The organism is Kitasatospora nipponensis (genome assembly GCF_039528135.1).
GTDB lineage: Bacteria > Actinomycetota > Actinomycetes > Streptomycetales > Streptomycetaceae > Kitasatospora > Kitasatospora nipponensis.
The window spans coordinates 1-21,984 of sequence record NZ_BAAALF010000139.1; the positions used below are offsets into that span (position 1 = coordinate 1).

The window sequence follows — 21,984 nt, forward strand, 5'->3', positions numbered from 1 at the left end:
CGCCGATGGTACTGCAGGGGGGACCCTGTGGGAGAGTAGGACACCGCCGAACAATTCTTCAGAAGAAGCCCCTTCCCGACTCGGGAAGGGGCTTCTTCGCGTTGGGGGTAGCCCGGGGCGGGGGGCAGCGCGCGGAGCTGAACGCTTGTCCGAGTAGGATCCCGATGGCCCGAGTCGAGACCCAGGGGTTGATCAACGAATGGCACGTCCATCCCTTACCCGTGCGCATCGCGCGCTGCTTGGCGTGGTCGCGTTCGGCGCCTGCCTGATCTCAGGTATCGGCTTCGCGGGCTCGTACTCCGCAGTGCGCGAGCTCGCTCTGCAGAAGGGCTTCGGCACCTTCTCCTACGCCTTCCCGATCGGCGTCGACGCCGGCATCGTGGTCCTGCTCGCGCTGGACCTGGTGCTGACCTGGCTCCGCATACCCTTCCCGCTGCTCCGCCAGACGGCCTGGGTGCTCACGGTCGCCACGATCGCGTTCAACGCGGCGGCCTCCTGGGGCGACCCGCTGGGCATGGGCATGCACGCGGTGATCCCCGTGCTGTTCGTCGTGGTGGTCGAGGCCTCCCGGCACGCGGTCGGACGGATCGCCGCGATCTCCGCCGACCGTCACATGGAGTCGGTCCGGCTGATGCGCTGGTTGCTGTCACCGGTGCCGACCTTCCGGCTCTGGCGGCGGATGAAGCTCTGGGAGCTGCGCTCGTACGACGAGGTCGTGCGGCTGGAGCAGAACCGGCTGGTCTACCGGGCCCAACTGCGGTTCCGCTACGGGCGCGGCTGGCGGCGCTCGGCGCCGATCCAGGCGTTGCTGCCGCTCAAGCTGGCCAAGTACGGGGTCCCGCTCGACGTCACGGCACTGGACCGGCTCGATCCGCTGCCCGTCGCGGCCGAGGTGACGGCGGCGCCGCAGCGCGGTCCGGCGGAGGTGCCGGCCGTTTCGGCCGCCGTGGCCGTGCCGACGCTCGCGAAGCTGGCGGCCGCGCGGTGGCGGGACGGGCAGCGCGAGGGCTCGGTGGCTCAGGGCGGCGAGGAGAGGCCAGCCAAAGCGGGGCGACCGGTGACCGCGCTGCGCGACATCCGGGCGGGCCGTGCGGCCGGTGGGCCGCCGGCCGAGGTGCCGGTGCAGGCGCCGGCCCAGCACGTGGTGCAGGAACAGGCCCCGCCGACGGGGGAGGGCCCGGCCGGGCAGCCGTCCGCCTGGTTCGCGTCGCGGCCCGGCGGGGTGGAGGGTCAGCCGGGCGAGCCCGTGCAGGCCGGCCCCGGTGAGCAGGTGGCCGAGCCGCTGATCCGACCGTTCGCCTCGGCCCAGGTGGCGGCGCCGGCACAGGTGCAGCAGCCCGTGGCGGCCCAGCCGCAGCCGGCCGCACCGCAGGCCGTCGCTCCCCAGTCCGGGGTGCCGACGGCATCGGCCGAGGTGGCCGGTGAGCCGCGGCGGCAGGAGTTGACCGCGGCTCAGCTGATCGCCCTGGCCAAGGGTCGGCTGCCGGACCCCGCGGCGTCGGGCGCTGCGGCGGCCCCGGCGCAGGAGTGGCAGCAACCGTTCCAGCAGCAGCCCGTCCAGGTACCCGCGCCGGCGCCCGCCGAGGACAACGTCTTCGCCCCGCGGGTGGCGCCCGCGCCCCGTGCGCAGGAGGAGGACCTGAGCGCCGACGCCGCGCCCGAGGGGCCGGCCGGCCCCGGTCCGGAACTGACCGTCGACCTCGCAGTGGAGGCGCTGACCGCCTACAAGGACGCCTACGACCAGGACCCCGACGAGGAGCGCCTGGCCAACTACCTCCACCGCGAGTACGGAGTGACCTCGAGCCGCCGGCCGGGGACGCCGCCCAGCCGCAGCGAGATGGCCCGGATCTGGCCCCACCTGAGGGACCGGTACGCGACGCTCGGTCGGGAGTAGCCCGCTGACGTGCGGCGCTGTCCGGGTGATCGGCGCGGTCCGGCTGCTGGGCGGCCATTGACGCCCGGCGGCGGCCGCGGTTACCTTCGCATCAACAAATTGTTGAATGGCTTCAGCGTGGAGGTAGCCGGATGTCGCAGGTCGAGGTCGGTGGCGGTGCGGCCGCCGCCGGAGCAGCCCCGGAGAGCCCGACGTTCTCCTCCGCCGCCCGTGCCGGGGTCGAGGCGCTGCTCGGCCCGGTCGACGCCGAGCTGGCCCGCCGCTACCCCGGGGACTCCGGCAGCCGTCAGCCCGTCCACACGGTCTACGTCCCGGCGGACGCCTTCGCGGCCGACACCGTGGCGACCTGGGGCCGGCAGGCCCTGGAGGCGCTGGACACCCACGCCGCGACGCCGGCCGAGCTGGCCGAGGCGCTCGGCGTGCCGGCCGACGACCTGATCACCGAGGTGCACGCCCGGGTCCGGGCCAAGCTCCTGAGCGAGCCGATCGAGGACCTGCGGATCGACTTCGAGGACGGCTACGGCCCGCGTCCCGACGCCGAGGAGGACGCCGAGGCGGTGCGGGCGGCCCGGCTGGTGGCCGCCGCGGTGGCCGACGGCACCGCGCCGCCGTACATCGGCATCCGGATCAAGTGCCTGGAGGCCGCGGTCCGCGAGCGCGGGATCCGCACCCTGGAGCTCTTCCTGGCGACCCTGCTGGAGGGTGGCCGCGCGCTGCCCGCCGGCCTGGTGCTGACGCTGCCCAAGGTCACCTACCCCGAGCAGGTCGCCGCGCTGGTCCGGCTGCTGGCGGACTTCGAGGAGCGCGCCGGGCTGCCGGCCGGGCGGATCGGCTTCGAGATCCAGATCGAGACCACCCAGGCGATCCTGGGGGCCGACGGCCGGGCCACGGTGGCCCGGATGATCGACGCCGCCGAGGGCCGGGCGACCGCCCTGCACTACGGCACCTTCGACTACAGCGCCTCCTGCGGGGTGAGCGCGGCCTACCAGAGCATGGACCACCCGGCGGCCGACCACGCGAAGGCCGTGATGCAGGTGGCGGCGGCCGGCACCGGCGTGCGGCTCTCCGACGGGTCGACCAACGTCATCCCGACCGGACCGACCGAGCAGGTGTTCGCCGCCTGGAACCTGCACCACCGGCTGGTGCGGCGGTCGTTGGCGCGCGCCTACTACCAGGGCTGGGACATGCACCCGGCCCACCTGCCCACCCGGTACGCGGCGGTCTACGCCTTCTACCGCGAGGGCCTGGCCGCGGCCGGCGCCCGGCTGGCCGCGTACGTGGCGAAGGCGGGCGGCGACGTGATGGACGAGCCGGCCACCGCGAAGGCGCTCAGCGGCTACCTGCTGCGCGGACTGGACTGCGGCGCGGTCGACCCGGCGGAGGTCACCGCGGTGACCGGGCTGGACCGGCGACAGCTCGACGCGCTCTGCGGGCGCTGAGCGGCGGTCGCCGGGTCGGCGCTCGCCGACGCGCGTGCCCCGAGCCTTGAACGCCGGGTCGGGGCGGCCGAGTCGGCGCCGGCCCCGGCGGCGCCGCGCGGGGATAGGCTGGTCGGACCCCTGCCGTCCGACCAACAACGGAGATCCGCCGCGTCATGAGCCAGCCAGCCGCGAAGCCCTACCTGACCGTGCGGGCTGACGGCAGCCACGAGATCGAGGTGAAGCGCTCCCGCTTCATCTGCCATCTCGCGCGGGTCGGCGACGAGGAGGCGGCGCAGGAGTTCATCGCCGGGATCCGCAAGCGCTACTGGGAGGCCCGGCACAACTGCACGGCCTTCGTGGTCGGCGCCGACCAGCGCCGCGAGCGCTCCAACGACGACGGTGAGCCGGCCGGCACCGCCGGGGTCCCGATGCTCGAGGTGCTGCGCCGGCGCGGGGTGACCGACACGGCCGCGGTGGTGACCCGCTACTTCGGCGGGGTGCTGCTGGGCGCGGGCGGCCTGGTCCGTGCGTACGGCGGCGTGGTGTCGGCGGCGCTGGACACGGTGGGGCTGGTGGAGCGGCGGCCGGTCGCCCTGGTGACGGTGGCGGCCGACCACACCAGGGCGGGCCGTCTGGAGAACGATCTGCGCGCCGCCGGCCACGCGGTGCGCGAACTGCACTACGAGGCCGCGGGCGTGCGCATCGAGGTGGGCGTGCCGGAGCCCGAGCTGGCCACCTTCCACCACTGGCTCGCGGAGGCCAGCGGCGGATCCGCGGTCGCGGTGCCGGTCGGGCACACCTATCTCGAGGTCCCCTGCCCGTAGCGGAGCCCCGGCGCCCGGGTCCTCGGCGGGGCCGCATATTCTTTCGGCCAAAGCGCACGGATTCGGTTTCGGCGTCGTCTGACGGTCAGTAGCCTGAGATGACCGTCGAGTCACAGGAGCAGATTCCGACATGGCTGTGATCCGTACCGTCACCATCGCGCCGGGCGACAACACCGGCTGGCACTATCACCCGGCCCGGGTGCAGGCGGTGCTGCTCGCGGGCACGCTGACGCGGGTGCTGGAGGACAGCACGGTCGAGGTCACGCTGCCGGGCGAGTCCCTGGTCGAGCTGCCGGAGCAGGTTCACATCGGCTACAACCTCGGCGCCGAGCCGGTGGTGATCCTGGCGACCTACCAGGAGGTCGACGGCTGCCCGCTCTCCGTCCCCGCGCCGCGGCCGGCGCTGGACCTGCCGGACGAGCTGATGGCCCGCCTGGGCCTGGGGCCGGTGCTGGTGCGGGGGGCCGCGCCGACGCCGGTGCGCTCCGCGCTCGGTGCGGTCGGCGCCGTCGGTACGGTCGGTACGGTCGGTGGACTGGCCGGCCCGGCGGAGTGCCAGCGCAGCGCCTGAGCCCGTCGGACCCCTGCCTGACAGGCGGGCGCCCGCCCGTCAAGGAACGGGCAGAAGACACTCGAACGAATTAACGCGGCCCGGAACTGGAACTCCAGCTCCGGGCCGCTGCGTTCTCCCCCCAAGGACCAGGTCGGCAGCGGCCGGCCGGAGCCAGACATCACCCCGTCGATGGAGGACCGTCAGACCCCACCAGCGCACCACGGAGGCACCACCCATGATCACTGACCGCACCGCGCCAGCCGCGGCTGCCGCAACCGATCCCCGTCCGGGCCCGTTCCCGTCGGGCCAGGCCACGCCCTACCGGATGACGGTGAGCACCCGTCAGTCCCACGCCGACGCCGTCGCACTGGCCGACCAGTGCCTGGCCGCCTGGCTCAAGCACGAGGGCTACAGCGAGCCCCCGCCGCCGGTCGAGACCCCGCCCCCACCCGAGGCCCCGCCCGGGCTCGACGGGCCGGCGCCGAGCGCCGATCCGGTCGCCACCCGGCACCGCCTGGCCGACCGGGTCCTGTTCGATCGTGACGCCGGCCTGCTGACCGCCCGATCACCGGGGCCGCCCCCCGGCCGCTACTCCCGCCGCAGACTGCGCACCCCCGCGCCGCACGGCACGCACCAACTCACCCTCACCGTGGCCACCGAGAGCGGCGGGCCCAGCTGGATCCGGCTGGAGGCCGAGCACCTGGCCGCCACCTCCGGACTGCGCACCCCGGGGCGCGTGCCGGTCCCCGAGCTCGTCCGCGACCTGCTGCCGCTGCTCGACGCACTGGACGGCGAGAGTGACGTCCGCCCGCTGCCCCGGATCATCGGCGCGGGGGAGGTCGACGGCGTGATCGACGAACTCTGCGACCCGGCCCGCCGGCTGCCCGTCGTGGTGGCCAGCGTCCCGGCCGATCTCGACCCGGCGGCCTGGACCACCGAGCTGGTCAACCCGCTGCTGCACGGCGTGGCCGGCCTCGCGGTGGGCTACGTGCTGGACCCGGGGGCCCGGGTGGCCTTCAACGTCGCGCTGGAGTTCCACACCGTCTACGGCGGCGCGGTGCGCACCTACCTGCCCGAGGTGGATCCGGCCTCCCGCCGGGACGCGCTGCGCCACCTGGTACTGCCCCGGCACCGGATCGAGGGCGAACCCCGCCGGGCCGCCGCGCTGCTGGCCCGCGAGCCGCGCCGGCTGGCCGACCTCGCCCCGCTGCCCGGCCCGCTGGCCCGGGTGCCGGTCCTGCGGGTGCGGCCGGTGCAGCCACCGCGCTCCGCGACGCCGACCGCGACCGCCGGGCCGACCGGGCTGGCCGGGCCGACCGAGCTGACCGAGCTGACCGAGCTCAGGGAGCTCACCGGCGAGTTGGCCCAGGTGCAGCAGGCCGGCGCGGACGAGCTGCAGCGCGTTCGGCGCAGCCTGCACCGCTCCCACCGGCGCGAACTCCACCTGCGCGCCGAGAACGAGCTGCAGAGCACCGCGCTGCGCCGGGTCAGTGCCCAGCTGCGGGTACTGAACAGCAGGCTCTGTCCGCCGGGCGAGGCCGTCCCCGACCGGGCCGCGCTGCTCGCCGAGGACCACACCGGGCCGGCGAGCTTCATCGAACTGCTCGACCGGATGGGCGAGTTCCCGCTGGTGAGCTTCACCGGGGACGAGAAGGAGACGCTCGCGCTGGACGCGCACACCACCGGCGGCAACTGGGTGCGGCTCACCTGGGACGGGCTGACGGCGCTGCAGGAGTACGCCACCGTCGCCGTGCACGGCGCGGCCGGCGGGGACTTCAAGCAGTGGTGCGAGCACGCGCCGGTCGGCGGCAGCCACTTCCCGCCCCGCAAGGCGGTGCGCGGCGAGTCGCGGACGGTCTGCAGCCACACCAAGATGCGGCGCGAGCGGATGTTCACGGTCCCGCCCACCGTTGATCCCAGCGGGCGCGCCTTCATGGGAGCCCATCTGCGGATCGGCGGCGGCCGGACGGCCCCTCGGCTGCACTACCTCGACGACTGTTCGGGCAGCGGTCGCATCTACGTCGGATACATCGGTATGCACCTCACCAACACCAGGACGAACTGACGGTACCGCCCCGCGTTCCCGTTCGGTTCCGCGTCGCCGCTTCGGCCCGTCGGGCCTGGTCGACCGGGCTGCGCGGGGCCGGCGGGGAACCCCGGTCCGGCGGTCTGACTCCACCAGGCCGCCGGACGGTGGAGAATGCTCGCAGGGGGTATGCCTCCCCCAGCTTCCGGCCGGGCCGTCCACCGCGGGTGGGCCTCCGGCTGCCTGCAGTTGACCGGCCACCGCAGAAGTGCCGGACGAGCATGGGGGACCGACCGCCGATGCAGGACTCGACCAAGCGCCAGTCGGCCCTCGACAACGCCTTCGCCCTGCGCGGGGGCTTCCTGGCGTCGATGTTCAACGGGCCCTCGGGCGTGGCGGGCGGGGCCGAACCCGGTGCCCCGGGTGCCGTGTTCGGCGATCCCACGACCGAGTTCTTCGGCGGCGCCGGCCGGCCGGACGGGCCCACGGTCCCAGCCGGTGCCGTCCCCGGGGGCGGGTCGCCGGACCTGGACCCGGCGGTGGCGGAGCTGGGTCGGGTGGCCGAGCAGACCCACCGCCGCACGGCGACCGTCCGCGCCGAACAGCAGCGGCTGGCCGACCTGCTCGGCCGGCTCGCCCTGCCGGTCAGCGCGATGGACTTCGAGAGCCAGCTGCGCAGTTACGAGCCGCGCCCCTACCCGGACGGTCCGCCCGGCGCCGAGGCGGAGCGCGAGCCGCGCTGGGAGGACTTCGTACCGCCCGAGCGGACCGGTGAGCCGGACGCCGCGCCGACCCGGCGCCTGCTGGACTCCGGCTACCAACGCGAGCTGGCCCAGGCCCGGTTGGCCCACCAGCGGGCGCTGCGCCGGTTCCGGACCGAGCGGGCGGCGGCCCCCGACCCGGCCGAGGCGGCCGCCCGGCTCGCCCACGAGCAGGCCGAGCAGGCCCGGGCGCGCGCGGTCCAGGAGTACAACGACAGCCTGGAGGAGTGCCGCCGGGCCTACCGGGAGGCCGAGCCGGCCGCCGTCGAGTCGCTGCTGGAGCGGGCGCTGGCCGCCGCCGAGGCGGCCACGCCCGACCTGCCGGCGACCTGCCGCGCGGTCTTCCGGCCGCTGACCCGCACCGCCGTGCTCGACCTGGACCTGCCCCCGCTGGAGCTGGTGCCCTCACTGGAGGGCTACCGGCTGAGCGGCGACGGCGAGATCACGCCCGTCCCGCGGCCCGGTGCGGACCGCGCGGCCGACTACCTGCGGCTGGTCTCCCGGCTGGCGCTGCGCGCGCTGCAGGCGGTCGACGCGGTGGACACCGACGACATCCTGGCCGGGGTGGTGCTGAACGGCTGGCTGCGCGAGCCGGGCGCGACCTGCCTGCTCACGGTGGACGCGGACCGGGACGCGCTGGCCAGGACCCGGCTGCTGCCGGCCGTCGAGTTCGTCGAGGAGGAGGCCGAGCCGGGCGTGTACGCGGCGGCCGAGCAGGACGAGGCGCTGGTCCAGCTGCGCGAGCTGGGTGCGGCGGTGAGCCCGGACCCGTACGCGCGGGCGGCGGTGCGACCGTCCGCGGTGGCCGGTGCGGCCGTGCCGGCGGTCACCGACCTGTCCTGCGGCGAGTTCGCCGTCCTGGTCCGCGAGCTGTTCACCCGGGGCGGGCTGAGTGACTGGAGCGTGCGGCTTCGCGGCCGGTCGGGGCTGGTGGCCACCGGCAGCGGGGCACCGGGCAGCGCCCTGCCGGGCCGCTGGGTGATCTGCGCCTCGCGGCGGCCCGACGAGGTCGGTGCGCCGGAGGTCCGCACGCTGGCGGAGGCGGTCGAGGAGGAGTCCGCCGGCAACGGCCTGTGGCTGACCACCGGCGGCTTCACCGAGGAGGCGCTGGACCTGGTCGACACCGAGCCCTACCGGCGGATCCACCTCGCGGACGGCGCCGGGTTCCGCGCGCTGGCCGAGACCCACCTGGGCCTGCCGTTGAGCGTGACCGCGCCCTGACCCGGCCGGCTGCCCGGCCCCGGCCCGCCGCCCCGGGGCCGACCCCCCACCGCCGGACCGGTCACCCGGACGACGCCGTCGGCGCGCGGCCCGCTCCGCGGTGGCTCACGCTGGGCCGAAAGGGTGGTGGCCGCCCCGCGTGGGAGTGGCCCCGGGGTCGGGAGCAGCCGGATGACCGCGATACTCGTCGCCGCCGGGGCCTTTCTGATGACGCTGGTCGGCGGTTTCGTCGCCCAGCGCACCGGCGACCGGCGGCACCTGGTGCTCGGCTTCGCCGCCGGGCTGATGCTCGGCGTGGTCGCCTTCGACCTGCTCCCCGAGGCGCTCTCGCAGGCACCGCAGGAGGTCCACGGGGTACCGCAGGCGCTGCTGATGTTCACGGCGGGCTTCCTGACGATCCACTGCGTGGAGCGCGCGGTGGCCATCCACCGGGCGCACGAGAACGAGTACGCCTCGCACACCCACGCACTGGGCCACGCGCACGCCCACGCCGGGCGGGACACCCCGGGGGTGGGCCTGACCGCGGCCGGCGCGCTGGTCGGCCACAGCCTGATGGACGGCTTCGCGATCGGCGCGGCCTTCCAGGCCGGCGGCACGGTCGGCACGGTGGTGGCCATCGCGGTGGTGGCCCACGACTTCGCCGACGGTTTCAACACCTACACGGTGACCCGGTTGTACGGGAACAACCGCCGCCGCGCCCTGAGCCTGCTGGCCGCCGACGCCCTCGCGCCGGTGACCGGGGCGGCGATCACGCTGCTCTTCACCATCCCCGAGCGGATTCTCGGGCTGTACCTGGGCTTCTTCGCCGGCTTCCTGCTCTACCTGGCCACCTCGGACATCCTCCCCGAGGCGCACAGCCCGCACCCCTCGCGCTCCACCCTGCTCTGCACGCTGGTGGGGGTCGGGTTCATGTGGCTGGTGATCGGGCTGGCCGGCTGAGTCGCCCGGCGGGGCGGAGCCGGATGGACCCGGCCGCCCGGCCGGGCCACCGGGGTCAGTCGCGTTCTCCGACCGCCGTGGCGGGCCCCTCGGCGGACTCCCGCAGCGGCCAGCGCCGGCGCATCGCGGCGAGCGCGGCGGTGATCGCCGGGCGGCGCGAGGCCTGGGTCCGCCAGAGCGCGAAGACCCGGCGGGAGGGCTCGGGCACCACGGGCCGGGCGAGCACCTCCGGTGGCAGCGGGCCGCGCCCCAGCCGCGGCACCAGCCCGATGCCCAGGCCGGCGGCGACCAGGGCGATCTGGGTCTCGAACTCGCCCACCTGGTAGAGCACGTCCGGCTCCTCACCGGCCTCCCGCAGGGTGCGCACCAGCCAGTCGTGGCAGATGTTGCCCGGCGGCACGCTGATCCAGCGCTGCCCGCGCAGCCGGGCGACCGGCAGTTCGGGGCTCGCGGCGAGCGGGTGGTCGCGGTGCAGCAGCAGGTCGACCGGGTCCAGGCCGAGGTTCAGCCGGGAGAGCCCCTCCGGGACCGCCAGCGGGACGCTGGGCCAGTCCTGCACCAGGGCCAGGTCCACCTCGCCGCGGGCCACCAGCTCCGCCGCCGGGTAGGGATCGCTCTCCAGCAGCCGCACCTCCAGCTCGGGACAGCTCACCCGCAGGTCCGCCAGCGCCCCGGGCAGCAGGCCCCGGGCACCGGTGGGGAAGGCGGCCACCAGCAGCCGGCCCACCGCCTGTCCGCGCTGCTCCTCCAGGGTGACCTCGGCCTGCTCGACCAGCGCCAGCACCCGCTGGGCGGTGGCGGCCAGCTCCCGGGCCGCGTCCGTCAGCACGACGCCGCGCCCCTGGCGCTCCAGCAGCACGGTCCTGGTCTCCCGCTCCAGCTTGGAGATCTGCTGGGAGATCGCCGAGGAGGTGAAGCCGAGCGAGGCCGCGGCCCTGCCGACCGACCCGTGCACCGCGACCGCGTGCAGGGCCCGGAGCCGTCCGAGATCCATCATGGGACGAGTATGCGCCATTGGTTAGCAGTACTGAAGAATGGGGTTCAGCATTCTTCGCTGGTGCTGAAGAGTCTGCTCGGCGATGCTCGGGGCATGCCCGCACCGACCGCGCCCGCCGGCGCACCCACCGCTGCCATGAGTCCTCGTCACATCGCGCTGGCCGTCCTGGTCGCCGCCGTCTGGGGCCTGAACTTCGTCCTGATCGACATCGGCCTGAAGAACTTCCCGCCGCTGCTCTTCTGCGCCCTGCGCTTCGCCGTGGTGGCGGTGCCCGCGGTCTTCCTGGTGGGCCGGCCCGGGGTGCGGTGGCGCTGGATCCTGGCGGTGGGCCTCGTCCTCGGCGTGGTGAAGTTCGGCGCGCTCTTCCTGGGCATGCACGCCGGGATGCCGGCCGGTCTCTCCTCGCTGGTGCTGCAGAGCCAGGCGATCTTCACCGCGCTCTTCGCGGCCGCGATGCTGCGCGAGCGCCCGGCTCCGCAGCGGGTCGCCGGGCTGGCGATCGCCTCGGCCGGCATCCTGTTGGCCGCCGCCGACCTCGGACCGGTGGGGCCCGGCAAGGCGTTCGCCCTGGTCATCGCCGCTGCGGCGGCCTGGGGCCTGTCCAACGTGCTGACCCGCAAGGCGGCGCCGCCGGACATGCTGCGCTGGATGGTCTGGGTCAGCGCGGTGCCCCCGCTGCCGCTGCTCGCCCTCTCCCTGGTGGTGGAGGGGCCGCGCGCCGACCTGCACGCGCTGGCCGCGATCACGCCGGTGGGACTCGGCACGGTCCTGTACGTGGGCCTGCTCTCCACCCTCTTCGGCTTCGCGGCCTGGGGCTTCCTGCTGCGGACCTACGACGCGAGCGCGGTGGCGCCGTACTCGCTGCTGGTCCCGGTCTTCGGGATGTCCTCGGCGTGGCTGCTGCTCGGCGAGTCCGTCACGCCGGTGGCCGGCGGTGCGGCGCTGCTGGTGCTCGCCGGGATCGGGCTGCTCGCCCTGCGGCCGCGAGGTTCGCGCCGGCGGGCTGCCGGGGACCTGCTGCGCGCGGACCGGCCGCGCGCGGACGTGCCGCGTGCGGACGGGCTGGTGGACGGGCTCGCGCGCAGTGAGCCGGCCGTCAGCGGTTGAGCGGACTGTGCGCCGCGGCGGGCGGGGGGCGGCCGGTCAGCGGCCGCAGCCGGCCGCCGGGGCCCGGTGGGCCGCCTCGGCCGCCGGCAGCACCCGCAGCATGACCGCCACGTCCGCCGGATCGGTGTCGCTGAAGTACTCCTCGGCCACCGCCTGGCGGACCTGGGCGAGGCGTTCGAGTGCGGCCCGGCCGTCCGTGGTCAGCGCCAGGCCGACCGCGCGCCGGTCGGCCGGATCGGGGATCCGCTCGACCAGCCCGGCCTGCTCCAGCGCGTCGACCACGGTGGTGGCCGAGCGGGGGGCGATGTTCAGCCGGTCGGCGAGCTCGCTCAGCCGCATCGCCCGGCCCGGCGTCTCGCAGGCCTCGGCGTGGGCCAGCACGCGCAGCGCGCGGCTCTGGCCGGGGGTGATGCCGTACGGCTCCAGCTGGTGGATGGTGCGGCGGCGGATCCGCTTGATCGCCCGGGTGAGCTCGTCGGCGAGCTCGGCCACCCCGTCGGCCGCCCCCTCGGTCACGGTGCCGGACCCGGTGTCGATCCCTGCCCCGACCACCGCGTCGGTCGCCGGATCCGAGGCCGGCCCGGCGGCCGGTGTACCGGCCGGGCCGGTGGCGCGGCGGTCGGCGTGATCGGTGGGCGAGCTGGTCATGCGGGGGCTCCTCGGCGGGGGAAGTGCGCCCAGGGTATCGGTCCGCAGCAGTAAGGAGCCAGTCACATGGTGAGCTAAGCTCAGCATATGGGCGGCGGTGCCCCGCACCGCTCGCCACCGTCCCGTGGCCCGCCGTCCGGCGGCGGGCCCGCGGCCCCGTCGTCGTTCGCCTGGAGGAACCCGTGTCCCGCTCCGAAGCCCGCGTCGCCACCGACCGCTCCGCCCGCTACGCCAAGCAGCTCGCCTCGCACCTCGGCCGCAAGGTCACCGCACACTTCGACGCCGACTCCGGGCGTGCCGACCTGGTCTTCAGCGCCGGCACCGCCACCCTGCAGGCCGAGCCCGACGCGCTGCTGCTCAGCGTCGAGGGCGCGGCCGACGACCTGGCCGGCCTGGAGGACGTCGTGGGCCGCCACCTGGTCCGCTTCGGCAGCAAGGACGAGCTGGTGGTGGAGTGGCACCGGGACAACGGCGAGGCGGGCCTGGTCCACCGCAACGCGGGCGAGGCCGCGGGCGAGTAGCCGGCCCGTCCGCGCGGACGGGCCGGCTCTGCGCGGACCGGGCGGGCCCGGCGGCGTCAGCGGTCGGGGTGCGGCAGCCACCGGCTCAGGCCCCAGAGCAGCAGCCCGGCCAGCGACCAGCCGGCCAGCACGTCCAGGAACCAGTGGTAGTCGCACCAGATCAGCCCCGCCCCGACCCCCAGGCCGGCCAGCGCGGTGACGGCGTGCAGCTGCCGGCGGGCCCGACGGGCCAGCGTGCGGCCGACCAGCAGCGCGCCGACCCCGTACGCGATGCAGGCCGTGCTGGTGTGTCCGGAGGGGTACCAGCCCAGCTGGTCGGGTGCGAGCGGGATCCCGAAGGGTCCCGGTCGGGCGAAGTACGCCTTCGCCGGTATCACCAGCAGCGGAATCGCCAGCGCCGCGAGCGCGGCCACCGGCACGGGCAGCCACCAGCGCCGTCGCCCGACGCGGCGGGCCCGCCAGGCCGCCAGCGCGCCGGCGCCGAGCAGGGCCGGGACGGCCGGCACCGCGTTGCCGAGGTCGGAGAGCCACTGGGCGACCTGGTCGAGCGCCGGGCTGTGCAGGTGGTGCCGCAGGTACGCCACGGTCGTGCGGACCCGCCGGTCCACTCCCAGCAGCGGGCCGGTGTCGGCGACCTGCCAGGAGACCGCCCCCAGCAGCACGGCCAGCGCGGCCGGCACGGCGACGGAGGAGGCGGCCCGGGCGGCGAGCGCGTACCCGCGCTCCACCGGCGACGGGGGCCGCGCGGGAACCGGGGCGGGAGTCGGGGTCGGGGCAGAGGCGTGGGCCGGGTCGGCGGCGTGCGCCGGGACAGGGGTGAGCCGCCCCGGGACGGGGGGGAGAGTCCCGGGGCGGCTGGGGTGATCGCCGCTCCGTGCGCCCCGGGGGGTGTGGGCCGGACGGCCGGTCGATCGGTCCTGTGTCGGCGCCACGGTGGGCGCCTGGTTGTCCTCGCAGGCCGGAACTTCGGCCGCTGGATGAGGCTCGCTGTCCATCTGTCATGACACTACGTCAAGCGGATTGCCCCGGGACCGGGCTCCCCGGGGTTCGCACAGCATCTTCACCCCGCGCGGTGCAACCTCCACGGCGGCCCGTGCGTCCACGCAACCGTGCGCCCGGGCCGTGGGGCCCGGGCGCACAGGTGGTCCTGCGGGGTGGGGAGTTGACGCACCGTCGGCTTACGGCGGGCGGTGGCTCCCCGGTGGGATCAGATGCCCGCGAAGGCGTTCTCGATGATGTCCAGGCCCTCGGTCAGCAGGTGCTCCGGCATCACCAGCGGCGGCAGGAAGCGCAGCACGTTGCCGTAGGTGCCGGCGGTCAGCACGACCAGGCCCTCGGCGTGGCAGGCCTTCGCCACGGCGGCGGTGACCTCCGGGTTGGGCTCCTTGCTGCCCGGCTTGACCAGCTCGATGGCGATCATCGCGCCGCGGCCGCGGACCTCGCCGATCTCGAAGCGGTCGGAACCGGCGAACTTCTCCTGCATCGCGCGCAGGCGGCCGAGCATGACCTCGCCGATCTGCCGGGCCTTCGCGTTGAGGTCCAGCTCCTTCATGGTCTCGATCGAGCCCAGTGCGGCGGCACAGGCCACCGGGTTGCCGCCGTAGGTGCCGCCCAGGCCGCCGGCGTGCGCGGCGTCCATGATCTCGGCGCGGCCGGTCACCGCGGCCAGCGGCAGGCCGCCGGCGATGCCCTTGGCGGTGGTGATCAGGTCCGGGACGATGCCCTCGTCGTCACAGGCGAACCACTGGCCGGTGCGGCAGAAGCCGGTCTGGATCTCGTCCGCGACGAAGACGATGCCGTTGGCCTTCGCGTACTCCACGATGGCCGGCAGGAAGCCCTTGGCCGGCTCGATGAAGCCGCCCTCGCCCTGGATCGGCTCGATGATGATCGCGGCGACGTTCTCCGCGCCGATCTGCTTGTTGATCATGTCGATCGCCTGCGCGGCGGCCTCGGCGGCGCAGTTCTCCGCACCGGTCAGCCAGCGGTAGGGGTAGGCGACCGGAACGCGGTAGATCTCCGGCGCGAACGGACCGAAGCCCTGCTTGTAGGGCATGTTCTTCGCCGTCAGGCCCATGGTGAGGTTGGTCCGGCCGTGGTAGCCGTGGTCGAACACCACGACGGCGGTGCGCTTGGTGTGGACGCGGGCGATCTTCACCGCGTTCTCGACGGCCTCGGCGCCCGAGTTGAAGAGCGCGGTGCGCTTGTCGTGGTCGCCCGGGGTCAGCTCGTTGAGCTGCTCGGCCACCGCCACGTAGCCCTCGTACGGGGTCACCATGAAGCAGGTGTGGGTGAAGGCGGCCAGCTGCTCTGTGGCCTTGGCGACCACCGCGGCCGCGCTGTTGCCGACGTTGGTCACGGCGATGCCGGAGCCGAAGTCGATCAGGCTGTTGCCGTCCACGTCCTCCAGCACACCGCCGCCCGCGCGCGCGACGTACACGGGCAGCGTGGTCCCGACGCCCGCCGCGACCGCGCCGAGCTTGCGGGCCTGCAGCTCCTGCGACTTCGGGCCGGGGATCGCGGTGACCAGACGGCGCTCCTGCGGGAGCAGCGGTGCGGCGCTCATGGGGTGTCTCCAGACGTGGCGATGTGGAAGGGGCGTGGGCTCCGTACGTACCAGGATGGCTCGGCGCCTCGCCGGACGTAGCGGTGCTGGTCGCTGGTTATCAGCTCGGATCGATCGGCTCGGACAGCTCGGACGGCTGAGGTCGAATCGGCTCGGTCCTCGCAGGCTAAGGCCGCCACCACGGCCCCGGCATGCGCCACTCGGGCACACTGCGCCGACAGACTTGTCCGGCCCGGCCACTACCCGCCCCCGCTCGCGCCGACCCCGCCGCGAGCGGGCGCTCCACTACATTGAGCGCGGGCGTGTCGCCGGCGGGGCGGCATGGGTATGCAGACTGCCGGGTGCCACGGGGCAAGGGAGCGCGACCGCAATGGGACTGGACGGCACACAGGGACCCCGGACGGGCCTGGCGGGGGAGGACACACGAGGCCCAGCAGTCCCGAGCCTGCCCCGTCAGCCACCGCGCCGCAGCCTCCCGTTGGACCTAGTCGCCTGGGTGGCGGAGCGGCGGCCTCAGGCCGCACCGGGCATCTACCGCCTCAGGCATCTGCCCCCCGAGGCGACCGCCGAGGGGTCGTCACCGCAACCGGCTCGCGCCTTGTTGCTGCGGGCGGGGGCCAACCTGCTGACGTTCCTGCTGGCATACCGCTACGGCATGCCGGCGGTGATGTACACCGCCGGATACCTGGGGTGGTTCCACGGACTCTCGGCGGATCAGTTCAATGTCGTCGCATCGCTGATGAACCTGGTCCTGGTCATCCTGTTCATCGCCCTATTCGGCCGCATGGGCCGGTGGACCGAGGTGTACCGGCGCTACCTCTCGCCCCGGGGGTTCAGCCGGAACGTTCGTCCCGTGCTGGCCAAGATCGTGACGAACGACGGCCCGCCCGAGGCCGGCAGGCCGGATGGCGGCGAGCGGGCGACCCCCGAGTCCCCCGCCTCCGCTGATCCCTGGGGGGTTCTGCGGGGGGCGGGGTTGGGGGAGGCGTTGGCGGGGGTGGATGCGGATACCCGGGCGGGGCGGGTGAGTGATGTCGACTACGTGCGCATCCACCGGGTGTGGCAGGAGGTGGTCGCCGAGCCGGGGCTGGTCGGGGCGTTCGGGGAGCAGGTGGCGGCGCGGGGGGCGGCGGCGTGTGCGCACCCGTCGGAGGCGCGGGACCTGTCGGTGCGGGTGGCGGAGCACGATCTGCTGGTGGGGCAGGTGAGGTTGGGGACGGCGCAGGACGTGCCGAAGAATCCGGCCGCGCACCGGGGGGCGGGGTTCGCGCTGGACCAGGAGCTGCTGGCGACCTCGCTGCTGGCGGTGGGGCCGGCCGGGACGGGGAAGACGGTGCGCCTGGCGCGACCGGTGGCGGAGGCGCTCTGTCTGCAGGCGCTGGCCCGGACCGCGTGCGTGGTGGTGATGGGGGCGGCCGAGGCGGAGCTGGGGCCGGACGGTTCGTACGACGTGGTGATCGCCCCGGGTGACGCGTCCTCGCCGTACGGGCTGGACCTGTACGGCGCGGCGCAGGACCCGGACGGGGCGGCCGCCCGGTTGGCGGACGCGCTGCTGCCCGACGAGCTGGCCTCGCGGGCGGAGAGCGCGCGGATCGCGCTGCAGCAGGTGGTCGGCCCGTTCGAGGCGGCGTTCGGGCGCTACCCGGGGCTGCGGGAGCTGCGCGCGCTGCTGGGCGGGGAGGCGGCGAGCTGGGAGGCGCTGGTCGAGGCGCTGCGGGAGCGCAAGGTGCTGGCGCTGCACGAGCCGGACGTGCAGCAGCGGCGTGGCCGGCACGGGCAGGCGGACGACCCGGGGGTGCTGCTGGCCGACCGCCTGGCGCTGCTGGACCGGCCGGCCTTCGCGGGGTGCTTCAGTCCGGTGGGGGAGGGGGACCGGCCGGCCTTCGCGATGCGGGCGCTGGAGCATCCGCTGCGGGTGCGGGTGAAGCTGCCGGAGCGCAGCCACCCGGAGGCGGCGCGGATCCTGTCGCGGTTGGTGGTGGGGCAGTTCCTGCAGGCCGCGGTGGCCCGCCGGGACCGCTCGCTCTTCGCGGGGCTGGTGGTGGACGACGCCTCGGCGGCGCTGGACACCGCGGCGGTGCAGGGGTTGCGGCGGCTGCGCGGGGCCAACGCGGGCGCGGTGCTGCTGCTGCGCAGCCTGGTGGATCTGCCGGAGGCGCTGCGGGCGCCGCTGTTCGGCGCGGTGGGCTGCCGGATGGCCTTCCCGGGGATCGCCCCCTGGGACGGGCGGCTCTTCTCGGAGGCGTGGGGCACGGTGCTGGTGCGCGAGCGCGCGGTGACGCTGGCGCCGGACACCTCGGGCGGGCTGCTGCGCAAGGCGGGCCGGCTGGGGCGCAAGGCGCTGTCGGGGACCACGGCGCAGACCGAGAGCGTCACCACCCGGGAGGTGGAGCGGGAGCGGTGGTCGCCCTCGGACCTGGCGCACGCGCTGCCGGGCGGCCACACGGTCGTCTCGCTGACCACGGTGACGGGGGAGCAGGTGCCGCCGCTCCTGGTGGACCTGCGGAGCTGACACCGCGCCGACGGCCCCGAGCCGGTGCCGAGCTGAGCTGGCGCTCTGACGCGGGGTAGTCGTGCGGTCGGCGCTCGGTTAGCTACGCGGCGGTGGGTTCGGCGCCACGGCTTGTCCGCAGCGTCCATAATGGGAGCGACAGCGGGAGTGATGCTCCTCTGAGTGACCGCGGACCCGCTGACCCCGTGTACCCGTGTTCCTCCGCGCTTCTTCCGCCGCTCGGCCGCAACGAGGCCGCCGGGTCGTCCCACCGAAGGTGCCATGCCCCCCACACTCGCCTCCGTCGTGCGCAACTCCTCGCTCCACCTCACGGTCCTCGCCGGCGCGGACCACCTGGAGCGCCCGGTCCGCTGGGTGCACACCAGTGAGCTGGACGACCCCACACCGTTCCTGGAGGGTGGCGAGCTGCTGCTCACCACCGGGATCAAACTCGGCAAGAGCAGCAAGAGCCTGCAGGCGTACGTCCACCGGTTGGCCGACGCCGGCGTGGTGGGCCTGGGGCTGGGCGTGGGCCTGTCGCACACCGAGGTGCCGCAGCCGCTGGTGGAGGCGGCGGCGCAGCGCGGGCTGCCGCTGCTGCGGGTGCCCGAGCCGACGCCGTTCATCGCCATCAGCAAGGCGGTCTCGGCGGCGCTGGCGGCCGAGCAGTACGAGGCGGTGACCACCAGCTTCGAGGCGCAGGACGAGCTCACCCGGGCCGCCCTGGGGCAGAACGGCACGGCCGCGGTGGTGCGCAAGCTGGCGGCCCGGCTGGGCGGCTGGGCGGCGCTCTACGACAGCTCCGGCGCGCTCTCGGTGGTGGCGCCGGACTGGGCGGCCCGGCGGGCGGCCCGGCTGGCCTCCGAGGTGGACCGGCTGCGCCGCCGGCCGGCCCCCGCGAGCGCGGCGCTGCAGGGACGCGCGCCGGGCTTCGACACCGCGGACGAGGACTTCGTGGTGGTGCAGTCGCTCGGTGCGGACCGCCGGGCGCGCGGCTTCCTCGCGGTCGGCACCGAGGACCGGATCACCCCCACCGAGCGGTACGTGCTGAACGCGGCGGTCGCGCTGCTCACCCTGACCCTCGAGCGCTCGCGCGAGCTGCGCTACGCCGAGGAGCGGATGGGTGCGGCGCTGCTGCGCCTGGTGCTGGCCGGCCAGGTGCCGACCGCCCGGCAGGTCGCCACCGGGCTCTTCGGCGGACTGCCCGAGGGGACGATACGGGTCCTGGTGGCCGGGACCGCGCCGGGCGCCGAGCGGGCCGAGGGCGAGGTCCCGCTGCACGACCTCGCCGAGCTGGCCGAGCGCGCCGAGCAGGCGGGCGGCCGGGCCGGCGAGAAGCTGCTGGTGGCGCGCGAACCGGCGGGCAGGGACGGCCGGGACACGAAGGACGGCAAGGACGCGAAGGACGGTAAGGACGGCAAGGACGCGGCGCCGCACCCCGAGCGGCTGGTGCTGCTCGCGGTGGACGGCGGCGCGGTGCACCGGGCCTGCCTGGGCGCGGTGGAGGAGCACGAGGGGCTGGCGCTGGGCGTCTCGGCGCCGGCCCCGGTCGAGGAGGCCGGCGCGGCCTACGCGCAGGCGGAGCGCGCGCTCGCGGTGGCGCTGCGCGGCGGCCGCCGCTCGGTGGGGCACGAGGAGGTCGGCGCCGGCTCGCTGCTGCCGCTGCTCGGCGAGGACGCGGTGGCGGCCTTCGCCGAGGGACTGCTGCGCCCGCTGCGCGACCACGACCGCACCGCCCGCGGCGACCTGGTGGCGAGCCTGCGGGCCTGGCTCTCGCGGCACGGCCAGTGGGACGCGGCCGCCGCGGACCTCGGCGTGCACCGCCACACCCTGCGCTACCGGATGCGCCGGGTGGAGGAGCTGCTCGGCCGCTCGCTGGACGACACCGACGTGCGGATGGAGCTCTGGCTGGCCCTGCGCTCCGGCGAGGACTAGTCGGACCGGGGGAGCGGAGCAGGTCCGGGCGGGCCGGGAGTAGGCCGAGCTGGAGTGATCGTTGGCCCGCTCGCTCCCGAGTGGACAAACCGACTTCCCCGTCCGTCGCCCTACCGTGGGAACGGCGCCACAGCTGTGGGGCAGCGACGACGAGGAGAGGGCCGGTACCACCGTGACCACCACCACGACCCATGCATTCTGGCTGGCCGGCCGCCAGGAGACCGGCGAGAGCACCTTCGAGGTCCGCCACCCCTGGGACGACAGCCTGGTCGCCACGGTCGGCGTGCCCACCGACGCGCAGGTGGACGAGGCGGTCGAGGCCGCCGTCGCCGCCGTGCCGGTCTTCTCCGCCACCCCCGCGCACGTGCGCGCCGCGGCCCTGGACCACGTGGCCCGCCGGCTGACCGAGCGCACCGAGGAGATCGCCCGGCTGATCACCGCCGAGAACGGCAAGCCGGTCAAGTGGGCCCGCGGCGAGGTCGGCCGCGCCGCCTCGGTCTTCCGCTGGGCCGCCGAGGAGGCCCGCCGCACCAACGGCGAGACCATGCGCCTGGACACCGACCCGGGCGGCACCGGCCGCTTCGCGGTGGTCCGCCGCTTCCCCAAGGGCGTGGTGCTGGGCATCGCCCCGTTCAACTTCCCGCTGAACCTGGTGGCCCACAAGGTGGCGCCGGCGATCGCGGTGGGCGCGCCGATCATCCTCAAGCCGGCCCCGGCCACCCCGCTCAGCGCGCTGCTGCTCGGTGAGCTGCTGGCCGAGACCGACCTGCCGGTCGGCGCCTGGAGCGTGCTGCCGGTGGAGAACGCCAAGATGCCGGCGCTGGTCCAGGACGACCGCCTGCCGGTGATCTCGTTCACCGGTTCGGACAAGGTCGGCTACCAGATCATGGACTCGGTGCCGCGCAAGCACGTCACGCTGGAGCTCGGCGGCAACGCCGCGGCCGTGGTGCTCGCCGACTGGTCCTCGGAGGCCGACCTGGAGTGGGCGGCCACCCGGATCGCCACCTTCGCCAACTACCAGGGCGGCCAGTCCTGCATCTCGGTGCAGCGGGTGATCGCCGACGCGACCGTCTACGACGCGCTGGTGGAGAAGGTCGTCGCCAAGGTCCAGGCGCAGGTCACCGGCAACCCGGCCGACGACGCGGTCGACGTGGGCCCGCTGGTCGACGAGAACGCCGCCAGGCGCGTCGAGTCCTGGGTGGACGACGCGGTCGCCAAGGGGGCCAAGGTGCTCACCGGCGGCACCCGGGACGGTGCGAGCTACGCGCCGACCGTGCTGACCGAGCTGCCCGCCGACGCGATCCTGGCCACCGCCGAGGTCTTCGGCCCGGTCCTGTCGCTGCACCGGGTGGAGTCCACGGACGAGGCCTTCGCGGCCGTCAACGACTCGAAGTTCGGCCTGCAGGCGGGCGTCTTCACGCACGACGTGCAGACCGCCTTCCGGGCCCACCGGGAGCTGCAGGTCGGCGGCGTGATCATCGGTGACGCCCCCTCCTACCGCGCCGACCAGATGCCCTACGGCGGGGTCAAGGACTCCGGTGTGGGCCGCGAGGGCGTCAAGTACGCGATGGACGACTTCACCTACGAGCGCGTCCTGGTGCTGACCGGCCTCGACCTCTAGGCCTCGACCGCCGGGTCCTGACCTCCGGGTCCTGACCTCCGGGCCTCGACCGCCGGGTCCCGCGCCCGACTCCGACGCCCCGTCACCGCAGGCCGGTGCCGGGGCGTCGCGCTGCCCGCGCGCCCCCTGGGGGTGCGGTCCGGCCCCCGCCGGGTGGGGGCCGGCCGGGCGGGCAGGCCACAATGGGTCCCATGAACTCGCTCGCCCATCCGCAGCTGCGCTTCACCCCGGTCGTCGACGATCCGTCAGGTCCGCGGGAGCTGGTGATCCTGGGGTCCACCGGTTCGATCGGCACCCAGGCCATCGACATCGTGCTCCGCAACCCGGACCGGTTCAAGGTGGTCGCCCTCTCGGCGGCCGGCGGGCAGGTCGAGCTGCTGGCCGAGCGGGCGCTGCGGCTGGGCCTGCACACCGTCGCGGTGGCCCGGCAGGCGGCCGAGCCGGCGCTGCGCGCGGCGCTCG

16 protein-coding genes and 1 pseudogene are annotated in these 21,984 nt (G+C 75.2%); 13 read left to right on the plus strand and 4 right to left on the minus strand.

The window, feature by feature from the left end; genetic code table 11:
• The first annotated feature begins 199 nt into the window (after positions 1-199).
• The 7 genes from ABD323_RS29150 (at position 200) to ABD323_RS29180 (ending at position 9,639) form a co-directional block, all read left to right on the plus strand.
• Positions 200-1,894: a DUF2637 domain-containing protein gene (locus ABD323_RS29150; RefSeq protein ID WP_344444987.1), complete on the plus strand. Its 1,695-nt coding sequence runs from the start codon at positions 200-202 to the stop codon at positions 1,892-1,894.
• Between the two features lie 131 nt (positions 1,895-2,025).
• Positions 2,026-3,333 carry a DUF6986 family protein gene (locus ABD323_RS29155; RefSeq protein ID WP_344444988.1) on the plus strand — a complete coding sequence of 436 codons (1,308 nt, stop codon included), beginning with the start codon at positions 2,026-2,028 and terminating at the stop codon, positions 3,331-3,333.
• Positions 3,334-3,488: 155 nt separating this feature from the next.
• Complete coding sequence (locus tag ABD323_RS29160) at positions 3,489-4,139, plus strand: YigZ family protein (RefSeq protein ID WP_344444989.1); 651 nt, start codon at positions 3,489-3,491, stop codon at positions 4,137-4,139.
• A 130-nt stretch (positions 4,140-4,269) separates the two neighbouring features.
• Positions 4,270-4,710: a cupin domain-containing protein gene (locus ABD323_RS29165; RefSeq protein ID WP_344444990.1), complete on the plus strand. Its 441-nt coding sequence runs from the start codon at positions 4,270-4,272 to the stop codon at positions 4,708-4,710.
• A gap of 307 nt (positions 4,711-5,017) precedes the next feature.
• Positions 5,018-6,757 (plus strand): hypothetical protein, encoded by a 1,740-nt coding sequence (locus ABD323_RS29170; RefSeq protein ID WP_344444991.1) that lies wholly within the window; start codon positions 5,018-5,020, stop codon positions 6,755-6,757.
• Positions 6,758-7,017: 260 nt separating this feature from the next.
• Positions 7,018-8,700, plus strand: coding sequence for a restriction endonuclease (locus ABD323_RS29175; protein ID WP_344444992.1), 1,683 nt, complete (start codon positions 7,018-7,020; stop codon positions 8,698-8,700).
• A gap of 171 nt (positions 8,701-8,871) precedes the next feature.
• Positions 8,872-9,639, plus strand: a complete 768-nt coding sequence (locus ABD323_RS29180) for a ZIP family metal transporter (protein ID WP_344444993.1) — start codon at positions 8,872-8,874, stop codon at positions 9,637-9,639.
• Positions 9,640-9,694: 55 nt separating this feature from the next.
• Here the strand turns inward: ABD323_RS29180 and ABD323_RS29185 are convergent, their stop codons facing one another.
• Positions 9,695-10,636 (minus strand): LysR family transcriptional regulator, encoded by a 942-nt coding sequence (locus tag ABD323_RS29185; RefSeq protein WP_344444995.1) that lies wholly within the window; start codon positions 10,634-10,636, stop codon positions 9,695-9,697.
• 135 nt (positions 10,637-10,771) lie between these two features.
• Here ABD323_RS29185 and ABD323_RS29190 point away from each other — a divergent pair, with 135 nt between their 5' ends.
• A complete protein-coding gene (locus tag ABD323_RS29190; RefSeq protein WP_344445003.1) occupies positions 10,772-11,743 on the plus strand; it encodes an EamA family transporter in 972 nt (323 codons plus the stop codon).
• Positions 11,744-11,779: 36 nt separating this feature from the next.
• On the opposite strand, the gene ABD323_RS29195 is transcribed toward ABD323_RS29190, so the two are convergent.
• Positions 11,780-12,391: a MarR family winged helix-turn-helix transcriptional regulator gene (locus ABD323_RS29195; protein WP_344444996.1), complete on the minus strand. Its 612-nt coding sequence runs from the start codon at positions 12,389-12,391 to the stop codon at positions 11,780-11,782.
• Between the two features lie 182 nt (positions 12,392-12,573).
• On the opposite strand from ABD323_RS29195, the gene ABD323_RS29200 reads away from it, so the two are divergent.
• Entirely contained in the window at positions 12,574-12,912 is a 339-nt protein-coding gene (locus ABD323_RS29200; RefSeq protein ID WP_344444997.1) for a DUF2218 domain-containing protein, read from the plus strand.
• Positions 12,913-12,968: 56 nt separating this feature from the next.
• Here ABD323_RS29200 and ABD323_RS29205 read toward each other — a convergent pair whose 3' ends face one another.
• A complete protein-coding gene (locus ABD323_RS29205; protein ID WP_344444998.1) occupies positions 12,969-13,640 on the minus strand; it encodes a phosphatase PAP2 family protein in 672 nt (223 codons plus the stop codon).
• A gap of 479 nt (positions 13,641-14,119) precedes the next feature.
• The gene (gene gabT, locus ABD323_RS29210) at positions 14,120-15,475 is read right to left on the minus strand and encodes a 4-aminobutyrate--2-oxoglutarate transaminase (RefSeq protein ID WP_344444999.1); all 1,356 of its coding nucleotides are present in this window, start codon (positions 15,473-15,475) and stop codon (positions 14,120-14,122) included.
• A 598-nt stretch (positions 15,476-16,073) separates the two neighbouring features.
• Between gabT and ABD323_RS29215 the strand changes: the two genes are divergently transcribed.
• From ABD323_RS29215 to ABD323_RS29230, 4 genes and pseudogenes are all read left to right on the plus strand, one after another.
• Complete coding sequence (locus tag ABD323_RS29215; protein WP_344445000.1) at positions 16,074-17,987, plus strand: type IV secretory system conjugative DNA transfer family protein; 1,914 nt, start codon at positions 16,074-16,076, stop codon at positions 17,985-17,987.
• A gap of 261 nt (positions 17,988-18,248) precedes the next feature.
• Positions 18,249-19,901, plus strand: a complete 1,653-nt coding sequence (locus ABD323_RS29220) for a PucR family transcriptional regulator (RefSeq protein WP_344445001.1) — start codon at positions 18,249-18,251, stop codon at positions 19,899-19,901.
• Positions 19,902-20,073: 172 nt separating this feature from the next.
• Positions 20,074-21,522, plus strand: a complete 1,449-nt coding sequence (locus ABD323_RS29225; RefSeq protein ID WP_344445002.1) for an aldehyde dehydrogenase family protein — start codon at positions 20,074-20,076, stop codon at positions 21,520-21,522.
• A 191-nt stretch (positions 21,523-21,713) separates the two neighbouring features.
• Positions 21,714-21,984 (plus strand): annotated as a pseudogene (locus tag ABD323_RS29230) (1-deoxy-D-xylulose-5-phosphate reductoisomerase); the annotation flags it as partial.

Coding starts and splice junctions, on each gene's coding strand:
- ABD323_RS29150 (WP_344444987.1), top strand. CDS start 200: ATGGCACGTCCATCCCTTACCCGTGCGCATCGCGCGCTGCTTGGCGTG.
- ABD323_RS29155 (WP_344444988.1), top strand. CDS start 2,026: ATGTCGCAGGTCGAGGTCGGTGGCGGTGCGGCCGCCGCCGGAGCAGCC.
- ABD323_RS29160 (WP_344444989.1), top strand. CDS start 3,489: ATGAGCCAGCCAGCCGCGAAGCCCTACCTGACCGTGCGGGCTGACGGC.
- ABD323_RS29165 (WP_344444990.1), top strand. CDS start 4,270: ATGGCTGTGATCCGTACCGTCACCATCGCGCCGGGCGACAACACCGGC.
- ABD323_RS29170 (WP_344444991.1), top strand. CDS start 5,018: ATGACGGTGAGCACCCGTCAGTCCCACGCCGACGCCGTCGCACTGGCC.
- ABD323_RS29175 (WP_344444992.1), top strand. CDS start 7,018: ATGCAGGACTCGACCAAGCGCCAGTCGGCCCTCGACAACGCCTTCGCC.
- ABD323_RS29180 (WP_344444993.1), top strand. CDS start 8,872: ATGACCGCGATACTCGTCGCCGCCGGGGCCTTTCTGATGACGCTGGTC.
- ABD323_RS29185 (WP_344444995.1), bottom strand. CDS start 10,636: ATGATGGATCTCGGACGGCTCCGGGCCCTGCACGCGGTCGCGGTGCAC.
- ABD323_RS29190 (WP_344445003.1), top strand. CDS start 10,772: ATGAGTCCTCGTCACATCGCGCTGGCCGTCCTGGTCGCCGCCGTCTGG.
- ABD323_RS29195 (WP_344444996.1), bottom strand. CDS start 12,391: ATGACCAGCTCGCCCACCGATCACGCCGACCGCCGCGCCACCGGCCCG.
- gabT (WP_344444999.1), bottom strand. CDS start 15,475: ATGAGCGCCGCACCGCTGCTCCCGCAGGAGCGCCGTCTGGTCACCGCG.
- ABD323_RS29220 (WP_344445001.1), top strand. CDS start 18,249: ATGCCCCCCACACTCGCCTCCGTCGTGCGCAACTCCTCGCTCCACCTC.